The organism is Nocardia sp. CY15 (assembly GCF_009829295.1).
GTDB lineage: Bacteria > Actinomycetota > Actinomycetes > Mycobacteriales > Mycobacteriaceae > Nocardia > Nocardia sputi.
In genome coordinates, this window is the sequence record NZ_VUOT01000001.1 from 1,039,395 (window position 1) to 1,059,886 (window position 20,492).

Consider the following 20,492-nt stretch of genomic DNA (forward strand, 5'->3'; position numbering starts at 1 on the left):
TCCCATCGTGGGCACGCTGCGCAGCATATGCACATGGCCGAAGAACACGGAACAGAACTCGGGTTCGTAGCGAACCACGAAGTGGCGGACAGAGATACGGGTGGATCGAGCACCGACGGGCGTCACAGCGCGACACATGCCCTGCTCGTGCTGCCCGACGTCTGCGGGCACGCCGACGTGCGACTGGCTCACGAGCAGATGCGGGTGCACCTGACCTGCCGCATCGAGCGGTGCGCGTGGAAGGCGGCGGCCTACCGCACGCTGGTGTCCTCGGGTCGGCTGACGCCGCAGGCGGTGAGCCACCGCGAGCGCGCCGCCGCGCGTGGCATGCGCTTCCCGTCTCCTGACGAGCCCGGTAGCGCCGGGCACGGCCCCGATGTGCACACGCTTCAGGAAGTACTGGAACGGCTGTCGGCTTTGGCCGTGCCACCGGAACCGATGCGGGGGTGAAACGGTTGCATCGAACCACAATCGGAGCCGTGCAGGCCGGATGGCAGGTAGTGGGAAGTCGCATCGAGATCGTGTTCTTGCGTGACGACTCCGATCCCACACCCGCCTACCGGCTGCGCAACAACGGCGGTACTGTGCCGATTCCATTGGGACAGAACGGGTTTGTCGCGTTCGATGAACGCGCACTCCCCGATTTGGCGCAGGTTCGCGAATGGTTCCCACGCCATTTCCGGTTGTGGGACGCGGTGCGCGCCCAGTTCTGGGAGGTGTTGCTGCCCGCAGGCGGGGCACGCACCACCGATCTTCCCGTCCCGCCGCGATCACCGCGCCCGTGAATACACCCGGCCGCATCCACGACCCGTACAGGCAGCAACCGAAAAGGGAAATGTCCAAGCGACGCAATCGACCGCGGCACGAGTCGCGGAAGCCGACGAACTCCACCATCCGATACCCACCCCCCGCCACGATCGACGCGATACTCACGGCGATGATGTCCGAACGCCGCGCAGACGCCGCCGACGCCGACACCATTCACTTCTGGGGATTCGCCCGCACCGAGAACCCCACCGCACAGGACGCGGCCCACATCGCGATAGTTCTCGATCCCCACGCCGAACGCTCCCCCGTCCTGGATTCGGCCGAATGGCTGATCCGGCGATTCGCAGGCCGCATGTGGGGTTTCGGGCTCGCCTATCTGACGGTGGGCGAGGTGTTCACCGGAGCCGAGGGGGTCCCACGGGACGCGCTACAGGCCGCGGCGGCGGGCCGAATGAGCGAACGATCCACTGCCGACACGATGTGCGCGGCGACTATCTTCGATGCCCGAGGCCAGGCCTACACGGCACTGACATACACCCACCTGCCTGAACTCGGAGCGACGCCCACCTGGGTGAAGGACACCCGCGAATCCATCGACACCTGGGTCACCCTTTTCGACCGGCGTGCCGTCGCGGCGCATGTGTGGGCGGCGGCGATAACGCTGGATCCGCACGCCAACCACGTCGCCATAGCTCGCTTGCGGTCGCACTGAAAGCCTTTCGGCGCGGGTGTAAGTGCGTTGGCCGAGCCCGCGTCCGTTGTTATGGTGTGGGCGTGAGTTCTCCGGAGTCGTCCAGACGGTAGCCGCCCGGCATATGTGCTGGGCGGCGTTGTGAGCTGACTGAACCGCCGGTCGTCGAGTGGCTGGTGGGTTCTTCGCAACGCCGGACGATGTTGGTTTTTCCCTGCGGTCGGGCGATGGTTCGCCCGATTCCGCGACCATCTCGGGCGTCGTGAACCTGGCGCCCTGTATCCGGGGAGTTGTCCTTCTATGCCCATTGTGGTGTTCGTGCTTGCTGTCGCGGTTTTCGCGCAGGGCACATCCGAATTCATGGTGTCGGGGTTGCTGGAGCGGATCGCCGTCGACGTCGGAGCCTCGCTGGGTTCCGCCGGTCTGCTGACCTCGCTGTTCGCGGCGGGCATGGTGCTCGGCGCGCCCGCGATGGCGGTGGCGGCGGGCCGATTGCCGGTCAGGCATTCGGCGGCGGCGTTCTTGGCGGTGTTCTGCGCGGCTCACGTCGTCGGTGCGGTGACCATCGATTTCCCGGTGTTGCTGGCGACTCGGGTCGTCGCGGCGGTCGCCAACGCCGGATTCCTCGCTGTCGTGCTGGCCGCTCTGCCACGATTGGTCGGCCCGGCCGTGGTGGGGCGCGCCACCTTGGTGGTGATATCCGGGGTGACAGTGGCCTGCATCGCCGGTGTACCCGCCGGGACTCTGCTGGGACAGGTCTGGGGTTGGCGTGCGGCGTTCTGGGCCGTCGCGATAGTCAGCGGGGCAGTACTTATCCCGCTGTGGACGATGGTCCCTCGGGATGTGCGTGCCGGTGATCGGCCCGGCGCACAGGAGCTGTCGCTGTCGAGCGAATGGAGGGTGCTCGGCAGGCGGCCGGTCCGCACCGCCGTCGTGGTGGCGGTCCTGGTCAACGCGGCGACGTTCGCGGGCTTCACTTTCCTCGGCTCGATCACCGCCGCTGTCGCCGGTGCGGGTAGCGGTTGGGTTCCGGTCGTGCTGGCCTTCTTCGGCATCGGCTCGTTCCTCGGCGTGACGTTCACGGGCCGCTACAGCGACCGTCATCGAATCGTCAAAATCGGAACGACCGGACTCGTCGCGGTGTGGTTGCTGGCCGCTCTGACCGCACACACATCGGCCGGTGTGTCGATCATGGCGGCGGTGACCGGCGCGGTCGCGTTCGGCGTCGGGTCGACACTGATCGCCACGATCGTGCAAACCGCCGCGACCGCCGCACCACGTATCGCGGGCGCGTTGGCGACCACCGCGTTCAATTTCGGCGCTGTTCTCGGTCCTGTCGCCGCCGCTGTGGTGGTCGATCACACCGGGCAGCCGGCGAAAGCGTTGTGGTGCAGCGCGGTCTTCACCATCGCCGCGGTGGCTGTCGTGTGGACATCCAGGAATTCGGTCGTATCCCAGACGTCGGCCGAAGAATCCATGGCACAGGATCCGATCAGGTAATCCTCGCGCAACAGAAAAACGCAGCGGGTTGCGCGTTCTGCCTGCCGAGTCGGCGGCTTCTCGCCGGGCGACCTTCACCTCCGTTGCCCAACGGGAAGCCGCCACATTGCATCCGCTTTCGCGGGTTCGGGTGGTTGCGGCGCACGCCGAATAGTTGAAAAGCAATCACTTCGGCCACGTCGCCTTATGCGTTGGTCGATGCAAGGCCCACTGTCGGCATCGAGCGAGCTCTGCCCCAGCTCACCACGCCGGTCCGGACCGATGATCGACAGATACCGTGAGCGGCACCCTCAGACTCTCGTCGAGCTGTCGGAGGGTGGCGGTTTGACGACACCGACGAGCGATCCAGCGTTCATTGCATAGCTTTGTGTTTGCAAGCGATCGCTGGAATTGCCTTCGATGGTGTTGATCCGGCCGGTTCTGGGATCCACGGATTCCACGATGCCCACATGGTCCGGGGTTCCGTCACCCTCCCAGTCGAAGATGATCATGTCACCTTTTTGGGCACTCGAGATATTCGCCGCCAATCCCATGTGCTTGGCGTCGTTCCAGATGGCCGGCACGTAATTCTTGTTGGTCCAGTCGACGTTGTAACCGGCCTGATCCCACGCCCAGGTAGAGAACGCCGCGCACCATGCGTCATTGATGTTGTACGGGGCCTTGTAGAGCTTGCCATCCGCGCCGCGGAACATCGGGACATTATTTCCGCCGCTCTCGGAAACACCGAGTCCCAGCTGCTCCCGGGCCTTCGTGACGATGTCATCCGGGGTTCCGGTCCCGCGGGTCCACGTAGCGCTGCTCGCGGTCGGCGTCCACGGACTCCGAGACCCGACATCCGGCGCATTGCCGTACGGGTTGCGGGGAAGGTTCGGCATCATCTCGTAGATGTTGCCCGCGTTCCTGCGCATACCACTGTCGGAATCCTCGATCGTGTCGTGCACCCGGTCCACGGCCTCCAGGATCAGCACCAGCAACCGATTCTCCGCGGCGGGAGTCAGGTGCAAATTGCCGTCGGGCAGCCGAGTCAGCTCGTGCTGGCCACTCAACTCGGCTCTCAGCCCGTCCGCGATCCGTTTCACATCCTGGAACGCTTTGTTCGAGGTGTCGAAGCTTGCGAAGGCGCGCTCATTCACATTGTCGGTCCGCATGCGCAGGTCGGATGCCATGTTCAGGATCTCACCGCGTCTATCCCCGTAGTTGCCGGTCATCACCGACGAGGCCGGGTCGAGCTTTTGGGCACCGGGCTGGTCGAACTCGAGCCCTTGCTCGCTGAGCAGTCCTTTATCTGCCAGCCGACCGATCATGTCCGGCTGTCCGCCGTCATAACCGGAGGCGAACAGCACGATCGAACTCTGGATATGCCCGTGCGCCGCGTCGATGATCGCGTTGAGGCCGGGGCTGGCATGAGCGGGATGCGGAAAAGGCTCGATCTTTATGTCTTGGAACGTGGTCGTCATGCACGCCCTCCACCCGGCACGGTGCACGCAGCCGGTCCTCGCAGGCCGGTACACAGCATGGACAGATCGCCGACCAACTCGATCAGCTCGTAACAAGTCGTCACCACGCGCGCACCCTCCTCCGACCCAGGGCACGCATGCCGGCAGGCGTAACGAGCACCATCCGAAACCTCACTCGGCAGAGACCGCCGGACGTACGGCGGCACACCCATCTCTAACGCCGAGTATCGGGCATTCCCGACATTGGCAATTGATGGTGAGTCCTTCCGAACGCGGGGCGAACAACCCCTGACCGACCGAGCCGAATTCGTCGCGCCGAATCACACTGCACGACTTCCGAATCAGAGGGTAAGGCGCACCATGTCCGCCGTGCGCGCCAGACCGGGAAACGCCTGGGGCGTCGAGCGCGGATGCAGAGCGTGCACCGCGAGGCGGAACATGACCGCACGCAACAACATCTGCGGCCACTCCGGCAGGTCCGCCCAGCGTTCGAGCAACCCGTCGTCCGCGCCACCCCAGGCCAGCGCATCCACCACGATCACTCCGGCCGCCCAGGGAGCGGGCCGCCAGTAAGGGGTGATGTCGGTGAGGCCGGGGATCTGCGCACCCGCGAACAACACGGTGCCGAACAGATCACCGTGCACCAGCTGCGGAGGCGTCTGTACCGGTTTGCGCAGCGTGGCAAGCTGACCGATCAGCTCGATGCTGCGCTGCCCGTCCGGCGAGGTCGACAGCGACGCTCCGCCGGCACGGAGACTGCGCAGCGGCACCGGCTCCCACGCGGCGCGATCGGCGGCGACGAACACGTCCACGTCCACCCACGGCACGACCGGCGGCTGTGAGAGGAAGCGCGGCCGCTCCACGTCGGCCGTCGCCTGGTGCAGGCGCAAGGACACCGAGACCACCTCGTCGTGCCGTGGTTCGGGAGCACCCTCCAAATAGGTGTCCGCACGCCAGCCCGACACCACATAACGGCCATCGGTCGCCCGCACCGGGCGGGCCAGCCGCAGTCCGTCCACCTTCAACGTCTCACGGATCTTCGCCGACCACGCCGCGCGCGCGTGATCGGCGACCGGACTGAGCACCACGTCGCCGAAGCGCCAGCCGCCTTCCCAGTCACCGAGCGGAACCGGGGTCACTTCGCGCAGACCGAACGTGGCACGCACATGCTCGGGAGGTTCCACAGAAGTCACGGCCGTACGGTACGTCGTGTCTGTTTTGGCGCGCCTTCGGCGCGCCGTGTTCGCAGCCCTCTCGGACGGAAAATACGATCAGTCGACCGGATCAGTACACCGGCAGCGACTGATCCACCTGGTTGGCCCAGGCGATCACGCCGCCTTGCAGGTGAGTGGCGTCGGCGAAACCGGCGCGTTTGAGGGCGGCCAGGGCCTCGGCGGAGCGCACCCCGGTCTTGCAGTGCAGCACGATGGGGCGGTTCTGCGGGAGCTCGGCCAGTGCTTCGCCGGACAGGATGCGGTCCTTGGGAATCAGCTTGGCGCCCTCGATGTGCACGATGTCCCACTCCACCGGCTCGCGCACGTCGATCAGTTCGATCTCCTTGCCCGATGCCAGCAGTTCCTCGAGTTCACGCGCGGTGATGGTGGACCCGGCCGCGGCGGCCTGGCCCTCGTCGGACACCACGCCGCAGAACGCCTCGTAGTCGATCAGCTCGGTGATCGGCTGACGCTCCGGATCCCGGCGCAGCTTGATGGTCCGGTAGTTCATGTCCAGTGCGTCGTACACCATGAGCCGGCCCAGCAGCGGCTCGCCGATGCCGGTGATCAGTTTGATGGCCTCGGTCACCATCACCGAGCCGATGGACGCGCACAGCACGCCGAGCACGCCGCCCTCGGCGCAGGACGGGACCATGCCGGGCGGCGGGGCCTCCGGGTACAGGTCGCGGTAGTTGATGCCGCGCCCGTCGGGAGCGTCCTCCCAGAACACCGAGACCTGGCCCTCGAAGCGGTAGATCGAACCCCACACGTACGGCTTGCCCGCGAGCACCGCGGCGTCGTTGACCAGGTAGCGGGTGGCGAAGTTGTCGGTGCCGTCGACGATCAGGTCGTACTCGCCGAACAGTTCGACGGCGTTCTCCGGTTCCAACCGGATCTTGTGCAGCCGGACGTCGATGCCGGAGTTGATGTCCAGGATCGAGTCACGGGCGCTGTCGGCCTTCGGGCGGCCGATGTCGGATTCGCCGTGGATGATCTGACGCTGCAGGTTCGAGGCGTCGACCTCGTCGAACTCGACGATGCCGAGCGTGCCGACACCCGCGGCGGCCAGGTACAGCAGCGCGGGCGAGCCGAGACCACCGGCGCCGATCACCAGCACTTTGGCGTTCTTCAGACGTTTCTGCCCGTCCACGCCGAGATCGGGGATGATCAGGTGTCGGCTGTAGCGGGCTACCTCATCCCTGGTCAGCTCCGCGGCCGGCTCGACAAGTGGCGGCAGGGACTTGGGTGATGACACGTCCAGGACTCCTCGAATCGCTAGGCCGATCGCTGCGGCGGTATGGCGCCCTTCGCGGGCTGCTCACCTGTGCAACACCGACAATCGGACCGTTCTTCCCGGCCCATCGTTCCGTATCACCGCCCCACCGCGACAACCGCCCTGCCGTCCGGCGACCGCTGCCCCTCCCACACGACCGCACCGGCAACCGCCCGGATCGAGCGCCACCCGCCACAAATACGACCCTTCAGCCGCGCGGGTAGGGCCAGGGATTGAACCGGCAGCGCTTGCCGTCCATCGGCACCACGCCGTGCGGATCGAGGGCCGCGATGTCGTCGTTCTTGGTTCCGAAGGTCTGCTGCATCATCACCGGCGCCAGCCCGCCGTCGTTCTCGCAAGCCTGATGCTGGTGGTAGCCGATGGCGTGGCCGACCTCGTGGTTGATCAGATACTGCCGGTAGGACCCGATGTCGCCGTCGAAGGCCAGCGCTCCGCGCACCCAGCGGACTTCCGACAGCACCACGCGGCGACTGTCGGCGTTGTAGCAGGACGTATCGATCGGGATGTCGAAACCGCATTCCTTGCGGCTGGTTCCGCGTGCGGTGAGCGAGATGCGGAAGTCGGCGTCACCCTGGTCGACCCGGCGAAACGCGAACTTGGGGTCGTGTGCCCAGCTCTTGGGGTTGGCGAGGGTGGAGTCGATCATCTTGGCGACGGCCTCGTCACCGCCCAAGCCGGAGGTGTCCACGCCGTTCTCGATCTCCACGGTGTAGCGGAAGACGGTGCCGGTTCCGGCGCCGACCTGAGCCGTCGTGCCGGGTACCACGTGCCACGCGCCGCCGCCGGTCTCGGCGAACGCGCCGCCCTCCGGCAGTGCCCCGGTGGGTAGATCGGTGGGGAAGTGCCCGTCGCCCGGTGGAGCGCCGATGATGCCCGCGGTCGCGGTGGCCGTACTGAGTCGCCCCAGCGCCGGATCGAGACCCACGATATCGCCGGTGCGGGTGGCGCGGATCGCGTCGACGACGACCAGAACGGTGATCACGGCCAAGACCGGCAAGGCATACGCCCGCCAGCCATAGGTCGAAACGAATCTGCCGAGCGCGCTCTGCTTCTTGGCGTCCCGCTCCGGGCGGGCCCTGGCCCTGCCCTCGTCGGGGGCGGTGGGATCCCAGCGAGCGCGCAGCGGTTGGTGGGACCGGTCGGCCTTGTGGGAGTAGAGCCCGAGCGGATCGTATATCTCGACACCGTCCCGGTCATGCTGCTGGTCGGAATCGGGTTGTCGCGCAGGGGCTTCGGACGCTTCGGCGTTCTTGCGCTTCTTCCGCCCGCGACCGGGTGACCCGCCGCCTGCCCCGGACCGCTTGGCTGCGCCGGTCCGAGCCGCACCACCGGATTGCGCCACTGGCCAGGTTCTCGCCACGTCGTCCGACCCTACGGAACCGGGCGCGCCGGAGCCAGCCGGGTACCGCGCACCACGCCGCCCACCGGGTGGTCTTTCCGGTCGGTCGGTCACGTTCACCAGCGTCTCACAGCCGCGATTCCCCACTCACGGGCACATGCGCGGTCCCGGAAGTGCGACAATTCTGCGCGGGTGGCACCAGTTGTCCGGCCGCGATCCGCGGGCGGGCGACAACCGGGTATCGTTCATGAGATGACCCGGTGCACACCCCTTCGCCGGGGAATCGACTGGGAGAGCCGAAAATGACTGACCTCGTGGACCGGATGACGTCCCGTCGATCGTCGTCCGAGGCCGTGGCGCCCGCCAAACGCGGTACGCGGCTTCCACGCGACGAGCGACGTCTTCAGCTACTCGCGGCAGCAAGCGAGGTCTTCGTGCAGCGCGGCTATCACGCCGCGGGCATGGACGAGATCTCACAGTGCGCCGGAGTGAGCAAGCCGGTGCTGTACCAGCACTTCAGCAGCAAGCTGGAGCTCTACCTCGCGGTGCTGCAGAACTACGTGGACATGCTGGTGTCCAGCGTGCGCCAGGCGCTGCGCTCCACCACCGACAACAAGCAGCGCGTGCGCGCGGCGGTGCAGGCGTACTTCGATTTCGTGGACAACGAAATGCAGGGCTTCCGGCTGGTCTTCGAGTCCGACCTCACCAGTGAGCCGCAGGTGCAGCGCCGGGTCGAGCAAGCCACCGAGGCCTGCGTGGACGCGGTCTTCGATCTGGTCGCGCACGACTCGGGCCTGGACCCCTACCGCGCCCGCATCCTGGCCGTCGGCTTGGTCGGCGCGAGCCAGTTCACCGCGCGCTACTGGCTGGAGGCCGATCGGCCGATCCCGAAGGAGGAGGCGGTCGACACCACCGTCTCGCTCGCGTGGGGCGGCCTGAAGCACGTCCCGCTGCACCCGATCGACTGAACGCGGCACAACGCGAAACGAGCCCCTGCCCCCGAGTGATCGGGGGCGGGGGCTCGATGCGTAGGTGGCCGGAGCCGGATCAGACCGCGGCGAAACCGACGCGGCCGCCGGTGGTCGAGCCGATCTCGACATATGCGACCTTCGACGCCTGGATCAGGAACTTGCGGCCTTTCTCGTCGGAGAGCGCCAAGACGCCACCGTCGCTGCCGAGCGCACCGGACACCAGCTTCTCGACCTCGTCCTGGGTCTGCGCGCTGTTGATCACCAGCTCGCGCGGGCTATCCGAAATACCGATCTTGACCTCCACGGCCAACCTCCGAACCTGAGAGTCCTGTGCTGTCGAGTCCAGGCTAGTGCTCCCCCGCCTCTCCGAGTTTTCAGGCTCCCCCGCCTCTCCGCATCTTCAGGCCATACCAGTCAGGTGACGCGCGGGATTCGTTCAGGTCCTGCGTTCTCGCACCTCTCCTGGTCTGGGCGTACCCGAGGAGTTACCCATGTACTTGCGATATCAGTCGGTGCGTTCGCTGTAGAAGCGTGCGGCGGGGACGATGTTCGCCTTCCGCGAACACCGTCTGGCGCCGCTTACTTGGGTTCGATGAGCTGGATTTCCAGTTCGATCTTCACCGTGTCGCTGAGCATGCCGGGCAGTGCGCCGCCGACGCCGAAGTCGGTGCGCTTGATGGTGCCCGTGGCGGAGAAGCCCGCGTGCCGATCACCCGTCGGACCGAAGTCCTGCACGCCGCCCCACTCGACCTCCAGCGTGACGGGCTTGGTGATCGCGCCGAGCGTGGCCTCGCCCTGCACCTCGAAGGACTCCGCGACGACCACCGGTTCGGTGGCGCGGAAGGTCAGCGTGGGGCGGTTGGCGACGTCGAGGAAGTCGGCGGTGCGGATGTGCGCGTCCCGGTCCGGGTTGCCGGTGTCGAAGGAGTCGAGGTAGATCGTCGCGCCGATGGTGGCGGCGCCCGATTCGTCGACCACGAATTCGGTCTCGAACCGGGTGAATCCGCCGCGCACCTTGGAGATGCCGAGATGACGAATGGAGAACGAGACCGAGGAGTGCGCGGCGTCGAGCGCCCACGAACCGGTTTTCAGCGTGGTGGATTCCGAGGTGGATGTCATACCTCCGACAATGACCGGACCTCGGTCCGGTAGCCAGACCGCCGTTATCCTGGACCTGACAGGGCGCGGATAATCGTGCCCGGACCGGGCACGATGGGAAGCATGGCTCGTAACGGATTCGCGGAGTTCCTCATCGCCCGGCGCGCCGAGTTGCGGCCGTCGGACGTCGGCATGCCCGAGGGCGGACGCCGCCGCACACCGGGCCTGCGCCGTGAAGAGGTGGCCGTCCGCGCCGGAGTGAGCGCCGACTACCTGGCCCGGCTGGAGCAGGGGCGCGACACCAACCCGTCGGTCGCGGTGATCGAGGCTTTGGCCGACGCGCTGCTGTTGCGCGGCGACGATCGGCAGTACTTCAGCATGCTCGCCTTGGCCTCCGGCAACGAATCCCGCTGCCCCGGTAACGAATCCGCCGAGGAGCGGCTCGCCCCGACGATCGAGACCATCCTGCACGCCTTGCAGCCCACGCCGGCCTTCGTGGTCGGCCGACGGCTGAACGTGCTGGGCTGGAACCGGGCTTGGGCCGATTTCGTCGCTCCGCTGGGACTACTGGACGGACCCGATCAGCCCAACCTCGCCTGGTACACGTTCACGCACCCGGCCGCCCGGCGGGTCGTGCGCAACTGGGAGCAGGCCGCCGATACTTTCACGGCCGCGCTCTGCCGCGCCAAGCTGCACTGGCCGGGCGACGATTCGCTACGGGCCACGATCGAGGCGCTGCGCGGCCTCCCGGATTTCGCGGACCGCTGGAAACCGCACCGGGTCGGCGCTCCCGGTTCGGGCACGCTGCACCTCGACCATCCCGCGCACGGCATGGTCGAGGTGTCGTTCGAGACCCTGGAAGCCGACCGGGATCAGAGCATCATCGTCTGGCTGGCCGACAAGGCGAACATGCACGCGCCCGGCCTGCGGCTGGTCACCGATCGCGCGGCGAACGCGTAGCCGCGCTCAGATGCCGAGTACCGCCATGCGCTCGGCGTGACTGTCCTGCATCCGCTCGAACAGCGCCGCGATCCCGTTGAGATCACCGGTGGCGGTGAGGACCAGATCGGTGAGTTCGTCGCGCTGCGCCATCACGAACTGGGCTTGCGTGATCGCCTCGCCCAGCAGCCGCCTTCCCCAGAGGGTGAGCCGGTCGCGTTCGGAGCGGCTCTCGGTGACCGCTCGGCGGACCTCCTCGACGACGAACTCCGAGTGGCTGGTCTCGGCGAGCACGTCGCGCACCACCGCCGCGACGTCGGGCGTCAGCGCGCCCGCGATCTCGGTGTAGAAGTCCGCGGCGATGCCGTCACCGACGTAGAACTTCACCATCGACTCGAGCCACGTGGAGGGGTCGGTGGAGGCGTGGTAGTCGTCCAGCGCCCGCACGAACGGCGCCATGGCGTCGAAGACATCGGCGCCGCGCGCGGCGAGCGCGGACTCCAGCGTCTTGAAATGCTCCATCTCGGCCGCGGCCATGGTTGCGACCGCCACTTTGCCCCGCAGGGTCGGCGACAGCTTGGCCTCCTCCGCCAGCCGATAGAACGCGGAGATCTCGCCGTACGCGAGCACAGCGAACAGATCGGTCACACCGGGATGGCTCGCGGGGATGGAGAGGCTTGCTGGGTCGGTCGACGAAACACCTAACGCGGCAGGTGACTGTGCTCCCATGGGCCCCAGCGTAATACTCGCCGTGGCTCAGGCGGGCTCGGCCAGGAACTTCTCCAGGTAACTCCATGTCGTGTCACGCGCGGTCGGTCCGGCCAGGATGCCCAGGTGGCTGCCGGGCGCGGTCTCGTAGCGAACGGCCGCCGCTCCGGTGAGCACACCGGCGCCCGCTTCGACGGCCGGAGCCGGGGTGATCACGTCGGAGGGTCCGCCGACCAGCAGGACCGGCGCGGTCACTTTCGCCAGCTCGATCCGGCGTCCGCCCAGTTGGACGACCCCGCGCCCGATGTCGTTGGCGAGGATGAACCGTCCCCACAACTGCCCGTAGAAACGGCCGGGATACCCGGGCATCGCGGCCATGAACCGGTCGATCGTCTCCATCTTCGCCAGCGCCTCGGTGCGCGCGATATTGCTCGCGACGAACCACGGCCGGGTCAGTTCGCGATCCCAGGCGGTGACTTTGTAGCCGATTCGAGTCAGTGTCGCAGGAACGCCACCGGCCGCGCGGACGACCGTCGAGGTGGCCCGGCCGCCCGTGAGCTTCGCGACCGCGCGCAACTGCGGAACGCCGGTCATCCGGTCGTAGTCCAGCGGCGAGCCGACGGCCGTGATGGATCGATCGGCAGCTCCGGGTGGGCCGCCGCGGTCAGCAGGGACAGCGTGCCGCCGAGCGACCAGCCGACCAGATCGACCGGACCTCCGTCGCGATCGGCGCTGGTGCGCAGCACCGCCTCCGGCAGGATGTCGTCGGTCCAGTCCTCGAAGCCCATGCGCCGGTCGGCGAAGGTGATCTCGCCGTAGTCGACCACGTACGGGCGGCGGCCGATCTCCAGCAGGAAACGTGCCAGGCTTTGATCGGGCCGCAGATCGAAACAGGTGGCGGGCGCGGCGAGCGGCGGAACCAGCAGGACGGCCGAATCGTCGTGCGGTGCGTGCGCGTCCGCTCGCTCGAACCGTCGCAGTTGCCGGTGCGGCTGGTCCCACAGCACCGTCGTGGGAGTCGGGTCCGGCGCCTCGATGCCGGAGCCGAAGGTCAGTGCCCACGCGTTGCGTGCGGCGAGGGTGACAGTGTCGGCAAGGCTCACACCGAAGAGAGTCTCACATTCCGGTACCGCCGGTAACAGGCAAATCCGCCGATCGCGCTACCGTGGCCCCATGCCGACCGGGTTGAGCGGCGGCACCACCGCCTCCTGCACTCTGCGCACCAGGGGCTCGAGCGATGTGGTCAGCTCCGTGATCGCGTCGGCCGACAGCGTCGCGAGCGCGCCGGTCCACGCCGCTTCGTCGGTCTCGGCCTCCACTTGGGCCAGCAATGCGGCCCCGCTGCTGGTGAGAGTCGGGGTGACCGGCTCTCCGCCGACCGCGCCCCGAGCGCGCAGCTCGTCGAAAGCATCCGCCCACTCCGCCTCCGACACCCCGCGCGCGGGCCGCATCACCGATTCCGGCGCCTTGCCCGCGGCCACCTGCGCGACCAGCGCTTGACGCCCGGTCAGGCCGTGGGTGACCAGAGCCGCGACATGACCGTCACCGCGATGTTCGCGCAGCGAGGTGGCGAGCTGCCACAGCGCGGCCACCGGATCGGCGGGCAGCGGCAGGTCCGCGTTCGCGGCGAACAGCACCCGCCCGGTGGGATCGGCGGCACGCTGCGCCGGCGCGAGCAGTTCGACCGCCCGAGCGCACACCGCCTCACCCGCGCCGACGCCACGCAGCAACCCGGTGGCCAGCCCGAGCCGGGCGTCCAGACACTGTTGCGGCGTCGCCCGCTGCCACGCCTCCGGCAGCGCGCGATGCACCATGTCGGGGTGGAATCCGGCGAAGGCCGCCCGCACCGTCGCGGGCGTCACCGCTCCCAGCGGCGCGGCGCGGAACGCGAAGTAGGTCTGCCAGTAGCCGCGCAAGCCGATGCCGAGGCCCGCCTCCTTGACGCCGGTTCCGAAATAGACGACATCGTGTAACGGTTCGAGCGTCGCCCAGATTTGACGCGCCGGATGAATTGCCATGTCGCGCAGCGTACGTCGGCGCCCGGCGCGGCGAAAGCGAGGTGCGGGAATCACGATTTTCCACAGCGCGCCGCGGTGGCAATTCGAGCGAGGAACAATATCACGCTACAATCACCTCGGACAACGAAAGTTTCGCTCGACGGAGTTGCCGGACGTCGCGCTCACGCACACCGCGGGGACGCCGCTACGACCGCCGACCGGTTTCGAGTGCGAAGTTTTCGTTGGACAGGAAAATGTGCGCGCACCAGATCCGCGTCACCAGTGCGCCGCGCCGATGTTTTGCGAGGTAGCCGCCGCTTTTCGGGGCAGGCGCCCGGCATCCGGAGCGTGGCCGGGTGGAGTATCGCCTGCGGAGTCGTGGTCGTCGTGGACCGCCCGGTCCGCCCCACCTCGTGCGCGCGGGACGTGATTACGAGGAAGGCACGAACCTGAGCAAGATCACAGTCGATCAGGAACCGGGACTGGCGGAGACCCTGTTGACGGCCGAACTGGACGCAACGCATACCGCCCCGACTTTCGCCGAATTGGGCGTGCGCGCGGAAATCGTCCGCGCACTCGGCGAGATGGGAATCGAACGTACTTTCGCCATTCAAGAACTGACCCTCCCGCTGGCGCTCGCGGGGGAGGATCTCATCGGTCAGGCCCGCACCGGCATGGGTAAGACCTTCGGATTCGGCGTGCCGCTGCTGCACCGGATCGCGACCGCGGATACCGGCACCACACCGCTGGACGGCACGCCGCGAGCGCTGATCATCGTGCCGACGCGCGAGCTGTGCATCCAGGTCACCAAGGATCTGGAGAACGCGAGCAAGTACCTGACCAACCACCAGGGACCGCTGCGCGTCGCCTCCATCTACGGCGGCCGCCCCTACGAGGCGCAGATCGCGGCGCTGCGCTCCGGTGTCGACGTGGTGGTCGGCACGCCCGGCCGCCTCCTGGATCTGGCCGATCAGCAGCACCTGATCCTCGGCAAGGTCGGCGTGCTCGTGCTGGACGAGGCCGACGAGATGCTCGACCTGGGCTTCCTCCCGGATATCGAACGCATCCTCGGCATGGTCCCGGACAAGCGCCAGACCATGCTCTTCTCGGCGACCATGCCGGGTCCGATCATCACCTTGGCGCGCACCTTCCTGTCCCGCCCGACGCATATCCGGGCCGAGGAGCCGCACGATTCGGCGGTGCACGACCGCACCGCGCAGTTCGTCTATCGCGCACACGCCCTGGACAAGAGCGAGCTGATCGCCCGGATACTTCAGGCCGAGAGCCGCGGCGCCACGATGATCTTCACGCGCACCAAGCGCACCGCGCAGAAAGTGGCCGACGATCTCGCCGAGCGCGGGTTCGCGGTCGGCGCGGTGCACGGCGACCTCGGGCAGATCGCCCGTGAGAAGGCGCTGACCAAGTTCCGCAAGGGCGCCATCGACGTGCTGGTCGCGACCGACGTCGCGGCGCGCGGCATCGACATCGATGACGTCACGCACGTCGTCAATTACCAGTGCCCGGAGGACGAGAAGACCTACGTGCACCGGATCGGGCGGACTGGCCGGGCCGGACGCACCGGCGTCGCGGTGACCTTGATCGACTGGGACGAGCTCAACCGCTGGTCGGCGATCAACAGCGCGCTCGGACTCGGCATCCCCGAGCCGGTCGAGACGTACTCGCGCTCGCCGCACCTGTACTCGGATCTCGGTATTCCCGAGGGCGTGACCGGTGTCGTGCGCACGGCGAAGCCGGAACGCGACCCGGAGGCGGTCGTCGTCGAACGCCCCGCCCGCACTCCGCGCAAGCGCAATCGCAGGCGCACCCGTGGCGGTCAGCCGATCGACGGCGCGGTGAACGCCACCGACACGGCCGACACCGAGACTCCCGCCGGTGACGAGGCGACGGGCCCGGAGCAGACAGCCGACGAGGCCGACAAGCCCGCCCGCCGCAGGCGCAGGCGGCGCAAGACGACCGGCGACGCGACGGACAACACCGCCGACGACGAGTCGAGCACCGACGCCTCGGGCGACAACGACGCCGACAGGAACGACTCCAGCGGCAACAACGCCGGCGGCAACAACGCCGGCGGCAACAACGAGGACCACAACGACGCGGACGAGACCGGATCGGCCGACCGGCCCGCTCGCCGTCGGCGCAGGCGCCGTCGCTCCGGCGAAGGTGAAGCGGCGGCCGAGGACACCGGGAGCGCGGCCGAGCCCGCGACGGCCGCATCGGCCTGATCGCCCGGATCGGCTAGTCTCGCACTCGTGCTCGCACCCGAGCGGCGGACGCGCGCCGACATCATCTCCGCAGTCGCGATCGCGGTTCTCGTCGTGATCGCGGGGCTCGTGGTCTGGGTGCGCGGGGACGCGCACGGCACCGAATCGGTGACCGCGTCGTCCACGGTGCCGACTCCGGCGGCGGCCGATCAGCTGCCGACCTCGCTGCGTGAACTGTGGCGGGCGCCGGACGGCGCGAGCGCGCGAGCGCTCGTGTCCGGCGGCGTCGCGGTGACCGGCGACGAGCACACGGTCACCGGCCGCGATCCGCGCACCGGCGACCAGCTCTGGAAATACCGGCGCGACCTGCCGCTGTGCGGCGTCGAAGGCCAATACGGCATGGTGATCGCGGTCTACCGCGACGAGCGCGGCTGCAGCCAGGCCACGATGCTGGCCGGCGACAGCGGCGCCCGTCGCACAGCTCGTAGCAGCTACATGGACCAGGACGTGCGGCTGTCGGTCGACGGCACCTACCTCCTCGCGCAGGGAGCGCAGCGGCTGGAGATGTGGCGCTCGGACCTGGTGCGCACCGTGGAGTACGGCTTCGTCGACGCACCGGTGAACGTCAAGACCCAGCCACGCAAAGGCTGCACACTGCTGTCGTCCGGCTCCAGCCCGTCTCGGCTCGCCGTGCTGGAGCGCTGCCCCGCCGACCCGGCCGCCCGGCTCACCGTGCTCAACCCGGCGCCCAAGGACAATACGGTGCCCGAGGAGCACGGCTCGCACGTATTGACCGGTCCCGGAGCGGATTCCGCCGAGGCCAGGGTGGTCGCGGTGTCCGACAGCCGGATCGTGCTCTACTTCCCCGGTATCGCGGCAGGCGCCGAACCGCTTCCGCCGCGCCTGGCCGTCTACGACGGCAACGGCAATCCGATTGTGACGCATCAGCTTTCGGCGCCGCTGAGCAGCGCGGCGACCACCACCCGCATCGGGTCCGCTTATCTGGTCTTCACCGGGAACAGCGTGATCGCGTTGAACGGCAGCACGTTCGACCCGCTGTGGACCGCGGGCCGAGCCCTCGGATCACCGGCGCTCATGGCAGGAAAACTGCTGCTGCCCACCGCGGGCGCGTTCACTGTCCTCGACCCGGCCACCGGAGCCGAAGCAGGGCGCATCCCGGTGGAGCGGCCCGGCTACACCGGCAGTCCGATCTCCCTCACCGTGGTCGGGAACACCGTGCTCGAACTTCGCGACGCACAACTGCACGCGTTGGGGTGACGCCGCCGAATCTGTCGGTGCCTCGAGGCAGACTGAGGGAATGAGCGAAATCGAAGCCACCGCGGACGGATCGAAGCCCGCGACCGCGTCCTACGACGATCCGGACGCGCCGTGGAACCGGGAGTACTCCGAAGAAGAGATCGCCAGGTGGAACGACGGCGTGATCCAGGAGTTCCGCGACAACGCGGGCAAGGTCGGCGGCGCCTACGAAGGCGGTGAACTGGTGCTGCTCACCACCACCGGCGCCAAGAGCGGCAAGCGCCACCTCGTACCACTGGGCGTGTTGCGCCGCGGCGAAACCCTGTATGTGAGTTCGTTCATCGAGGACAGATATCCGGCTTGGTACCACAACGTGAAAGCCGATCCGAACGTCACCATCGAGTTCGGGCAAACCGTGTACCGAGGCACGGCGCGGGCACTCGAGGGCGCCGAGTACGACGAATTCGCGAGCTGGGTGGCAGCGAACAATCCGCTGCTCGCGGAATACCAGGCCAAGGTTTCGCGACCGCTGCCGCTGGTGGTGCTCGAGATCGGTGAACCGCTCGGCCCGGTCGCGGGCACGGCGTCGAACGCCTGATCCACGGCGCGTGGCGCACCATGATCATCGGTGCACCATCATGGAGACATGTCCGCACTCGACGACGCCCGCGTTGTGCTGCTTCGCCACGGCGAGACCAGCTGGTCCACACAGCGGCGGCACACCGGCCGCACCGACCTCCCGCTCACCGAGCGCGGCGAGCAGCAGGCCAGGGCCGCGGGCGTCTTGCTCGCCACGCTGGGACTGCGAAACCCTTTGGTGCGCACCAGCCCTCGGCTACGCGCGATGCGCACGGCGGAGCTGGCCGAACTCACCGACGCCGTGGTCGACGACGACCTCGCCGAATGGGATTACGGCGCCTACGAGGGCCTGACCACCCCGCAGATCCGCGAGTCCGTGCCCGGCTGGACCGTCTGGACCGGCCCGGTCCCGGACGGCGAGACCGCGCGGCAGGTTCGCGAACGCGCCGACCGGGTACTGGCCGCCGTGGCGCCGGTGCTGCCGGAGCGGGATATCGTGCTGGTGGGGCACGGCCACTTCTCCCGCGCGCTGATCGCCCGCTGGGCCGAATTCGACGTCCGGGAGGGCCGCCGATTCGCCATGTCGACCGGCGCGCTGACCGTCCTCGGCTACGAACACGACGTGCGCGCGATCCGCGCGCACAATCTGGTACCCAACGGAGCGTCACTGTGACCCGAACCGACTCCCCCGTCGTCGACCTCGGCGACGCCGTCCTGCGCCGCGCCGTCGCATCGGACGTGCCCGCCTTGGTCGATCTGATCTACGACCTGGCCGAGTACGAGAAGGCGCGGCACGAGTGCACGGTCACCACCGCACAGCTGCACTCCGCGCTGTTCGGGCCGGAGCCCAAGTTGTTCGCGCACGTGGTCGCGGACGAGTCGGGTCTGCTCGGCTGCGCCATCTGGTTCCTCAACTTCTCCACCTGGGACGGCGTGCACGGCATCTACCTGGAGGATCTGTACGTCAAACCGGAAACCAGGGGCAAGGGCTACGGCAAGGCGCTGCTCACGGCCCTGGCGAAGGAGGCGGTCGACCACGGCTACAGCCGCGTGGCCTGGTCGGTGCTGACCTGGAACCAGCCTTCGATCGACTTCTACGAGTCGATCGGCGCCGTAGCCCAGGACGAATGGGCGGGCTATCGGCTGGCAGGCGACGCGCTCGGCAAGCTGGCCGCCGAAACACGGTAGCGCGCGTGCCCTGGTTCCCGCCGCTCGATCGCGAGTCCTGGCCCACCACCGCCGAATCGGCCATGGCGATGCAGGACGAATTGCGGCCGCTGGTTTCCCCGGTCACCCCACCGGGCACCCGGTTCCGCACCGTCGCCGGACTCGACTCCGCCTATGGCGACAACAGCGCCGTAGCCGCCGCGGTAGTCGTCCTGGCTGCAGACACCCTCCGCCCGGTCGCTTCGGCCGTCGCGCACGCGACCGCCGCCTTCCCCTACGTGCCCGGACTGCTCGCTTTCCGTGAGATCCCGGCAACCCTCGCCGCGCTCGAAAAGCTCGACGCGGCACCGGATCTGCTGGTCTGCGACGGGCAAGGACTCGCCCATCCACGGCGCTTCGGCCTCGCCTGCCACCTCGGGCTGCTCACCGGGGTGCCGACGATCGGCGTCGCGAAGACAGTGTGGGGCGACTACACCGAGCCGGGTCCGCAACGCGGCGCGGCCACCGACATCACCATCGACGCAGCGGTGGTCGGGCGTGCGCTGCGCACCAGAACCGGCGTCAAACCGGTCTTCGTCTCCGTGGGGCACCGCATCGACCTCGACACCGCCTGCGCCCAGGTGCTCGCCCTGACCCCGAACTACCGGCTACCGGAAACCACCCGGCACGCCGACCACCTGTGCCGGTCGGCGCTGCGCACGGCGACCGGGGACTATTCCGGCTCGACCCCGTAGTCCTGCGCCATCCAGCGCGTCGACGGCGGCGCGAACAACAGCACCAGCGCCGCGACCGCGACCACCCCGAGCGCAGCGCCGTAGACCGGCTGATGCGAGTCGGTGAGCAGCGACCAGGTGACCGGGAGCAGCAGCAGCTGAGCGATGACGGCGATGGCGCGCCCCCAGCGTTTCCCCAGCAGCAGCCCGACGCCCGCGGCCAGCACCGCGCCGCCGAGGATGCCGAACCAGGCGGCCGTGCCGTAGCCGCTCGCCGCGGACTGGTCGTGACCCAGCAGCCCGCGCACCACCAGCACGATCGCGACACCCACGGCGACGACGCCTTCGAGCGTCACCAGAGCGCCGGCCACCCGCACCGTCGTCGGCGCCATTCCCGTCGCACCCTTGTCGCTCACGACCGCGCCTCGCCCGCACTCGGCTCCGTCGTGCGCGCCAGCGCATGGTGTCCCCGGTTCCCTCGATGACGCTCGTTCACGCGGCAAGCCTACGACTCACCCGACCGCGCCATCGCCCTGGCTTGTGCCGGGAGAACGACGCACAGGCCACGCTCGCCGCTT

Annotated in this window: 21 protein-coding genes and 1 pseudogene; 12 read left to right on the forward strand and 10 right to left on the reverse strand. The window is 68.3% G+C overall.

Annotation, left to right across the window (positions count from 1 at the left end; genetic code table 11):
- Positions 1-33: 33 nt before the first annotated feature.
- The 4 genes from GVY39_RS05015 (at position 34) to GVY39_RS05030 (ending at position 2,959) form a co-directional block, all read left to right on the forward strand.
- Positions 34-450 (forward strand): hypothetical protein, encoded by a 417-nt coding sequence (locus tag GVY39_RS05015; RefSeq protein ID WP_159920687.1) that lies wholly within the window; start codon positions 34-36, stop codon positions 448-450.
- Positions 451-455: 5 nt separating this feature from the next.
- Complete coding sequence (locus tag GVY39_RS05020) at positions 456-785, forward strand: hypothetical protein (protein WP_159920685.1); 330 nt, start codon at positions 456-458, stop codon at positions 783-785.
- 152 nt (positions 786-937) lie between these two features.
- Positions 938-1,480 carry a hypothetical protein gene (locus GVY39_RS05025; RefSeq protein WP_159920683.1) on the forward strand — a complete coding sequence of 181 codons (543 nt, stop codon included), beginning with the start codon at positions 938-940 and terminating at the stop codon, positions 1,478-1,480.
- Positions 1,481-1,759: 279 nt separating this feature from the next.
- A complete protein-coding gene (locus tag GVY39_RS05030; RefSeq protein ID WP_159920681.1) occupies positions 1,760-2,959 on the forward strand; it encodes a Cmx/CmrA family chloramphenicol efflux MFS transporter in 1,200 nt (399 codons plus the stop codon).
- A gap of 290 nt (positions 2,960-3,249) precedes the next feature.
- Here GVY39_RS05030 and GVY39_RS05035 read toward each other — a convergent pair whose 3' ends face one another.
- The 4 genes from GVY39_RS05035 to GVY39_RS05050 form a co-directional block, all read right to left on the reverse strand.
- Positions 3,250-4,416 (reverse strand): CHAP domain-containing protein, encoded by a 1,167-nt coding sequence (locus GVY39_RS05035; protein WP_159920679.1) that lies wholly within the window; start codon positions 4,414-4,416, stop codon positions 3,250-3,252.
- Positions 4,417-4,757: 341 nt separating this feature from the next.
- A complete protein-coding gene (locus GVY39_RS05040; RefSeq protein ID WP_159920677.1) occupies positions 4,758-5,609 on the reverse strand; it encodes a TIGR02569 family protein in 852 nt (283 codons plus the stop codon).
- Positions 5,610-5,700: 91 nt separating this feature from the next.
- Entirely contained in the window at positions 5,701-6,885 is a 1,185-nt protein-coding gene (gene moeZ, locus GVY39_RS05045; RefSeq protein ID WP_159920675.1) for an adenylyltransferase/sulfurtransferase MoeZ, read from the reverse strand.
- Positions 6,886-7,111: 226 nt separating this feature from the next.
- Positions 7,112-8,101, reverse strand: a complete 990-nt coding sequence (locus GVY39_RS05050) for a DUF3152 domain-containing protein (protein ID WP_236565305.1) — start codon at positions 8,099-8,101, stop codon at positions 7,112-7,114.
- A gap of 464 nt (positions 8,102-8,565) precedes the next feature.
- Between GVY39_RS05050 and GVY39_RS05055 the strand changes: the two genes are divergently transcribed.
- Positions 8,566-9,231, forward strand: coding sequence for a TetR/AcrR family transcriptional regulator (locus GVY39_RS05055; protein WP_159920671.1), 666 nt, complete (start codon positions 8,566-8,568; stop codon positions 9,229-9,231).
- Positions 9,232-9,310: 79 nt separating this feature from the next.
- Here the strand turns inward: GVY39_RS05055 and GVY39_RS05060 are convergent, their stop codons facing one another.
- Both GVY39_RS05060 and GVY39_RS05065 read right to left on the reverse strand, forming a co-directional pair.
- Positions 9,311-9,538, reverse strand: coding sequence for a DUF3107 domain-containing protein (locus GVY39_RS05060; RefSeq protein ID WP_159920669.1), 228 nt, complete (start codon positions 9,536-9,538; stop codon positions 9,311-9,313).
- Positions 9,539-9,813: 275 nt separating this feature from the next.
- Positions 9,814-10,353 (reverse strand): YceI family protein, encoded by a 540-nt coding sequence (locus GVY39_RS05065; protein ID WP_159920667.1) that lies wholly within the window; start codon positions 10,351-10,353, stop codon positions 9,814-9,816.
- A gap of 102 nt (positions 10,354-10,455) precedes the next feature.
- Here GVY39_RS05065 and GVY39_RS05070 point away from each other — a divergent pair, with 102 nt between their 5' ends.
- Positions 10,456-11,292 carry a helix-turn-helix domain-containing protein gene (locus GVY39_RS05070; RefSeq protein ID WP_159920665.1) on the forward strand — a complete coding sequence of 279 codons (837 nt, stop codon included), beginning with the start codon at positions 10,456-10,458 and terminating at the stop codon, positions 11,290-11,292.
- Positions 11,293-11,298: 6 nt separating this feature from the next.
- Here GVY39_RS05070 and GVY39_RS05075 read toward each other — a convergent pair whose 3' ends face one another.
- The 3 genes and pseudogenes from GVY39_RS05075 to GVY39_RS05085 form a co-directional block, all read right to left on the reverse strand.
- On the reverse strand, positions 11,299-12,000 hold the full coding sequence (locus tag GVY39_RS05075; protein WP_159920663.1) for a ferritin-like fold-containing protein: 702 nt from the start codon (positions 11,998-12,000) through the stop codon (positions 11,299-11,301).
- 27 nt (positions 12,001-12,027) lie between these two features.
- Positions 12,028-13,082 (reverse strand): annotated as a pseudogene (locus tag GVY39_RS05080) (alpha/beta hydrolase).
- A gap of 57 nt (positions 13,083-13,139) precedes the next feature.
- Complete coding sequence (locus tag GVY39_RS05085; RefSeq protein WP_159920661.1) at positions 13,140-13,997, reverse strand: hypothetical protein; 858 nt, start codon at positions 13,995-13,997, stop codon at positions 13,140-13,142.
- 461 nt (positions 13,998-14,458) lie between these two features.
- Between GVY39_RS05085 and GVY39_RS05090 the strand changes: the two genes are divergently transcribed.
- From GVY39_RS05090 to GVY39_RS05115, 6 genes are read left to right on the forward strand one after another with little or no spacing between them, the layout of a single operon-like run.
- Positions 14,459-16,219 (forward strand): DEAD/DEAH box helicase, encoded by a 1,761-nt coding sequence (locus GVY39_RS05090; RefSeq protein ID WP_159921277.1) that lies wholly within the window; start codon positions 14,459-14,461, stop codon positions 16,217-16,219.
- Positions 16,220-16,246: 27 nt separating this feature from the next.
- A complete protein-coding gene (locus tag GVY39_RS05095; protein WP_159920659.1) occupies positions 16,247-17,476 on the forward strand; it encodes a PQQ-binding-like beta-propeller repeat protein in 1,230 nt (409 codons plus the stop codon).
- 40 nt (positions 17,477-17,516) lie between these two features.
- Positions 17,517-18,053: a nitroreductase/quinone reductase family protein gene (locus tag GVY39_RS05100; RefSeq protein WP_159920657.1), complete on the forward strand. Its 537-nt coding sequence runs from the start codon at positions 17,517-17,519 to the stop codon at positions 18,051-18,053.
- A gap of 48 nt (positions 18,054-18,101) precedes the next feature.
- Positions 18,102-18,707 carry an acid phosphatase gene (locus GVY39_RS05105; RefSeq protein ID WP_159920655.1) on the forward strand — a complete coding sequence of 202 codons (606 nt, stop codon included), beginning with the start codon at positions 18,102-18,104 and terminating at the stop codon, positions 18,705-18,707.
- Complete coding sequence (locus GVY39_RS05110) at positions 18,704-19,222, forward strand: GNAT family N-acetyltransferase (protein ID WP_159920653.1); 519 nt, start codon at positions 18,704-18,706, stop codon at positions 19,220-19,222. The genes GVY39_RS05105 and GVY39_RS05110 overlap by 4 nt, the downstream gene beginning before the upstream one ends.
- Before the next feature lie 5 nt (positions 19,223-19,227).
- Positions 19,228-19,935 (forward strand): endonuclease V, encoded by a 708-nt coding sequence (locus GVY39_RS05115; protein WP_236565279.1) that lies wholly within the window; start codon positions 19,228-19,230, stop codon positions 19,933-19,935.
- Here GVY39_RS05115 and GVY39_RS05120 read toward each other — a convergent pair.
- Complete coding sequence (locus GVY39_RS05120) at positions 19,914-20,306, reverse strand: hypothetical protein (RefSeq protein ID WP_159921275.1); 393 nt, start codon at positions 20,304-20,306, stop codon at positions 19,914-19,916. The two genes, GVY39_RS05115 and GVY39_RS05120, sit on opposite strands and share 22 nt — an antisense overlap.
- Positions 20,307-20,492 lie beyond the last annotated feature (186 nt).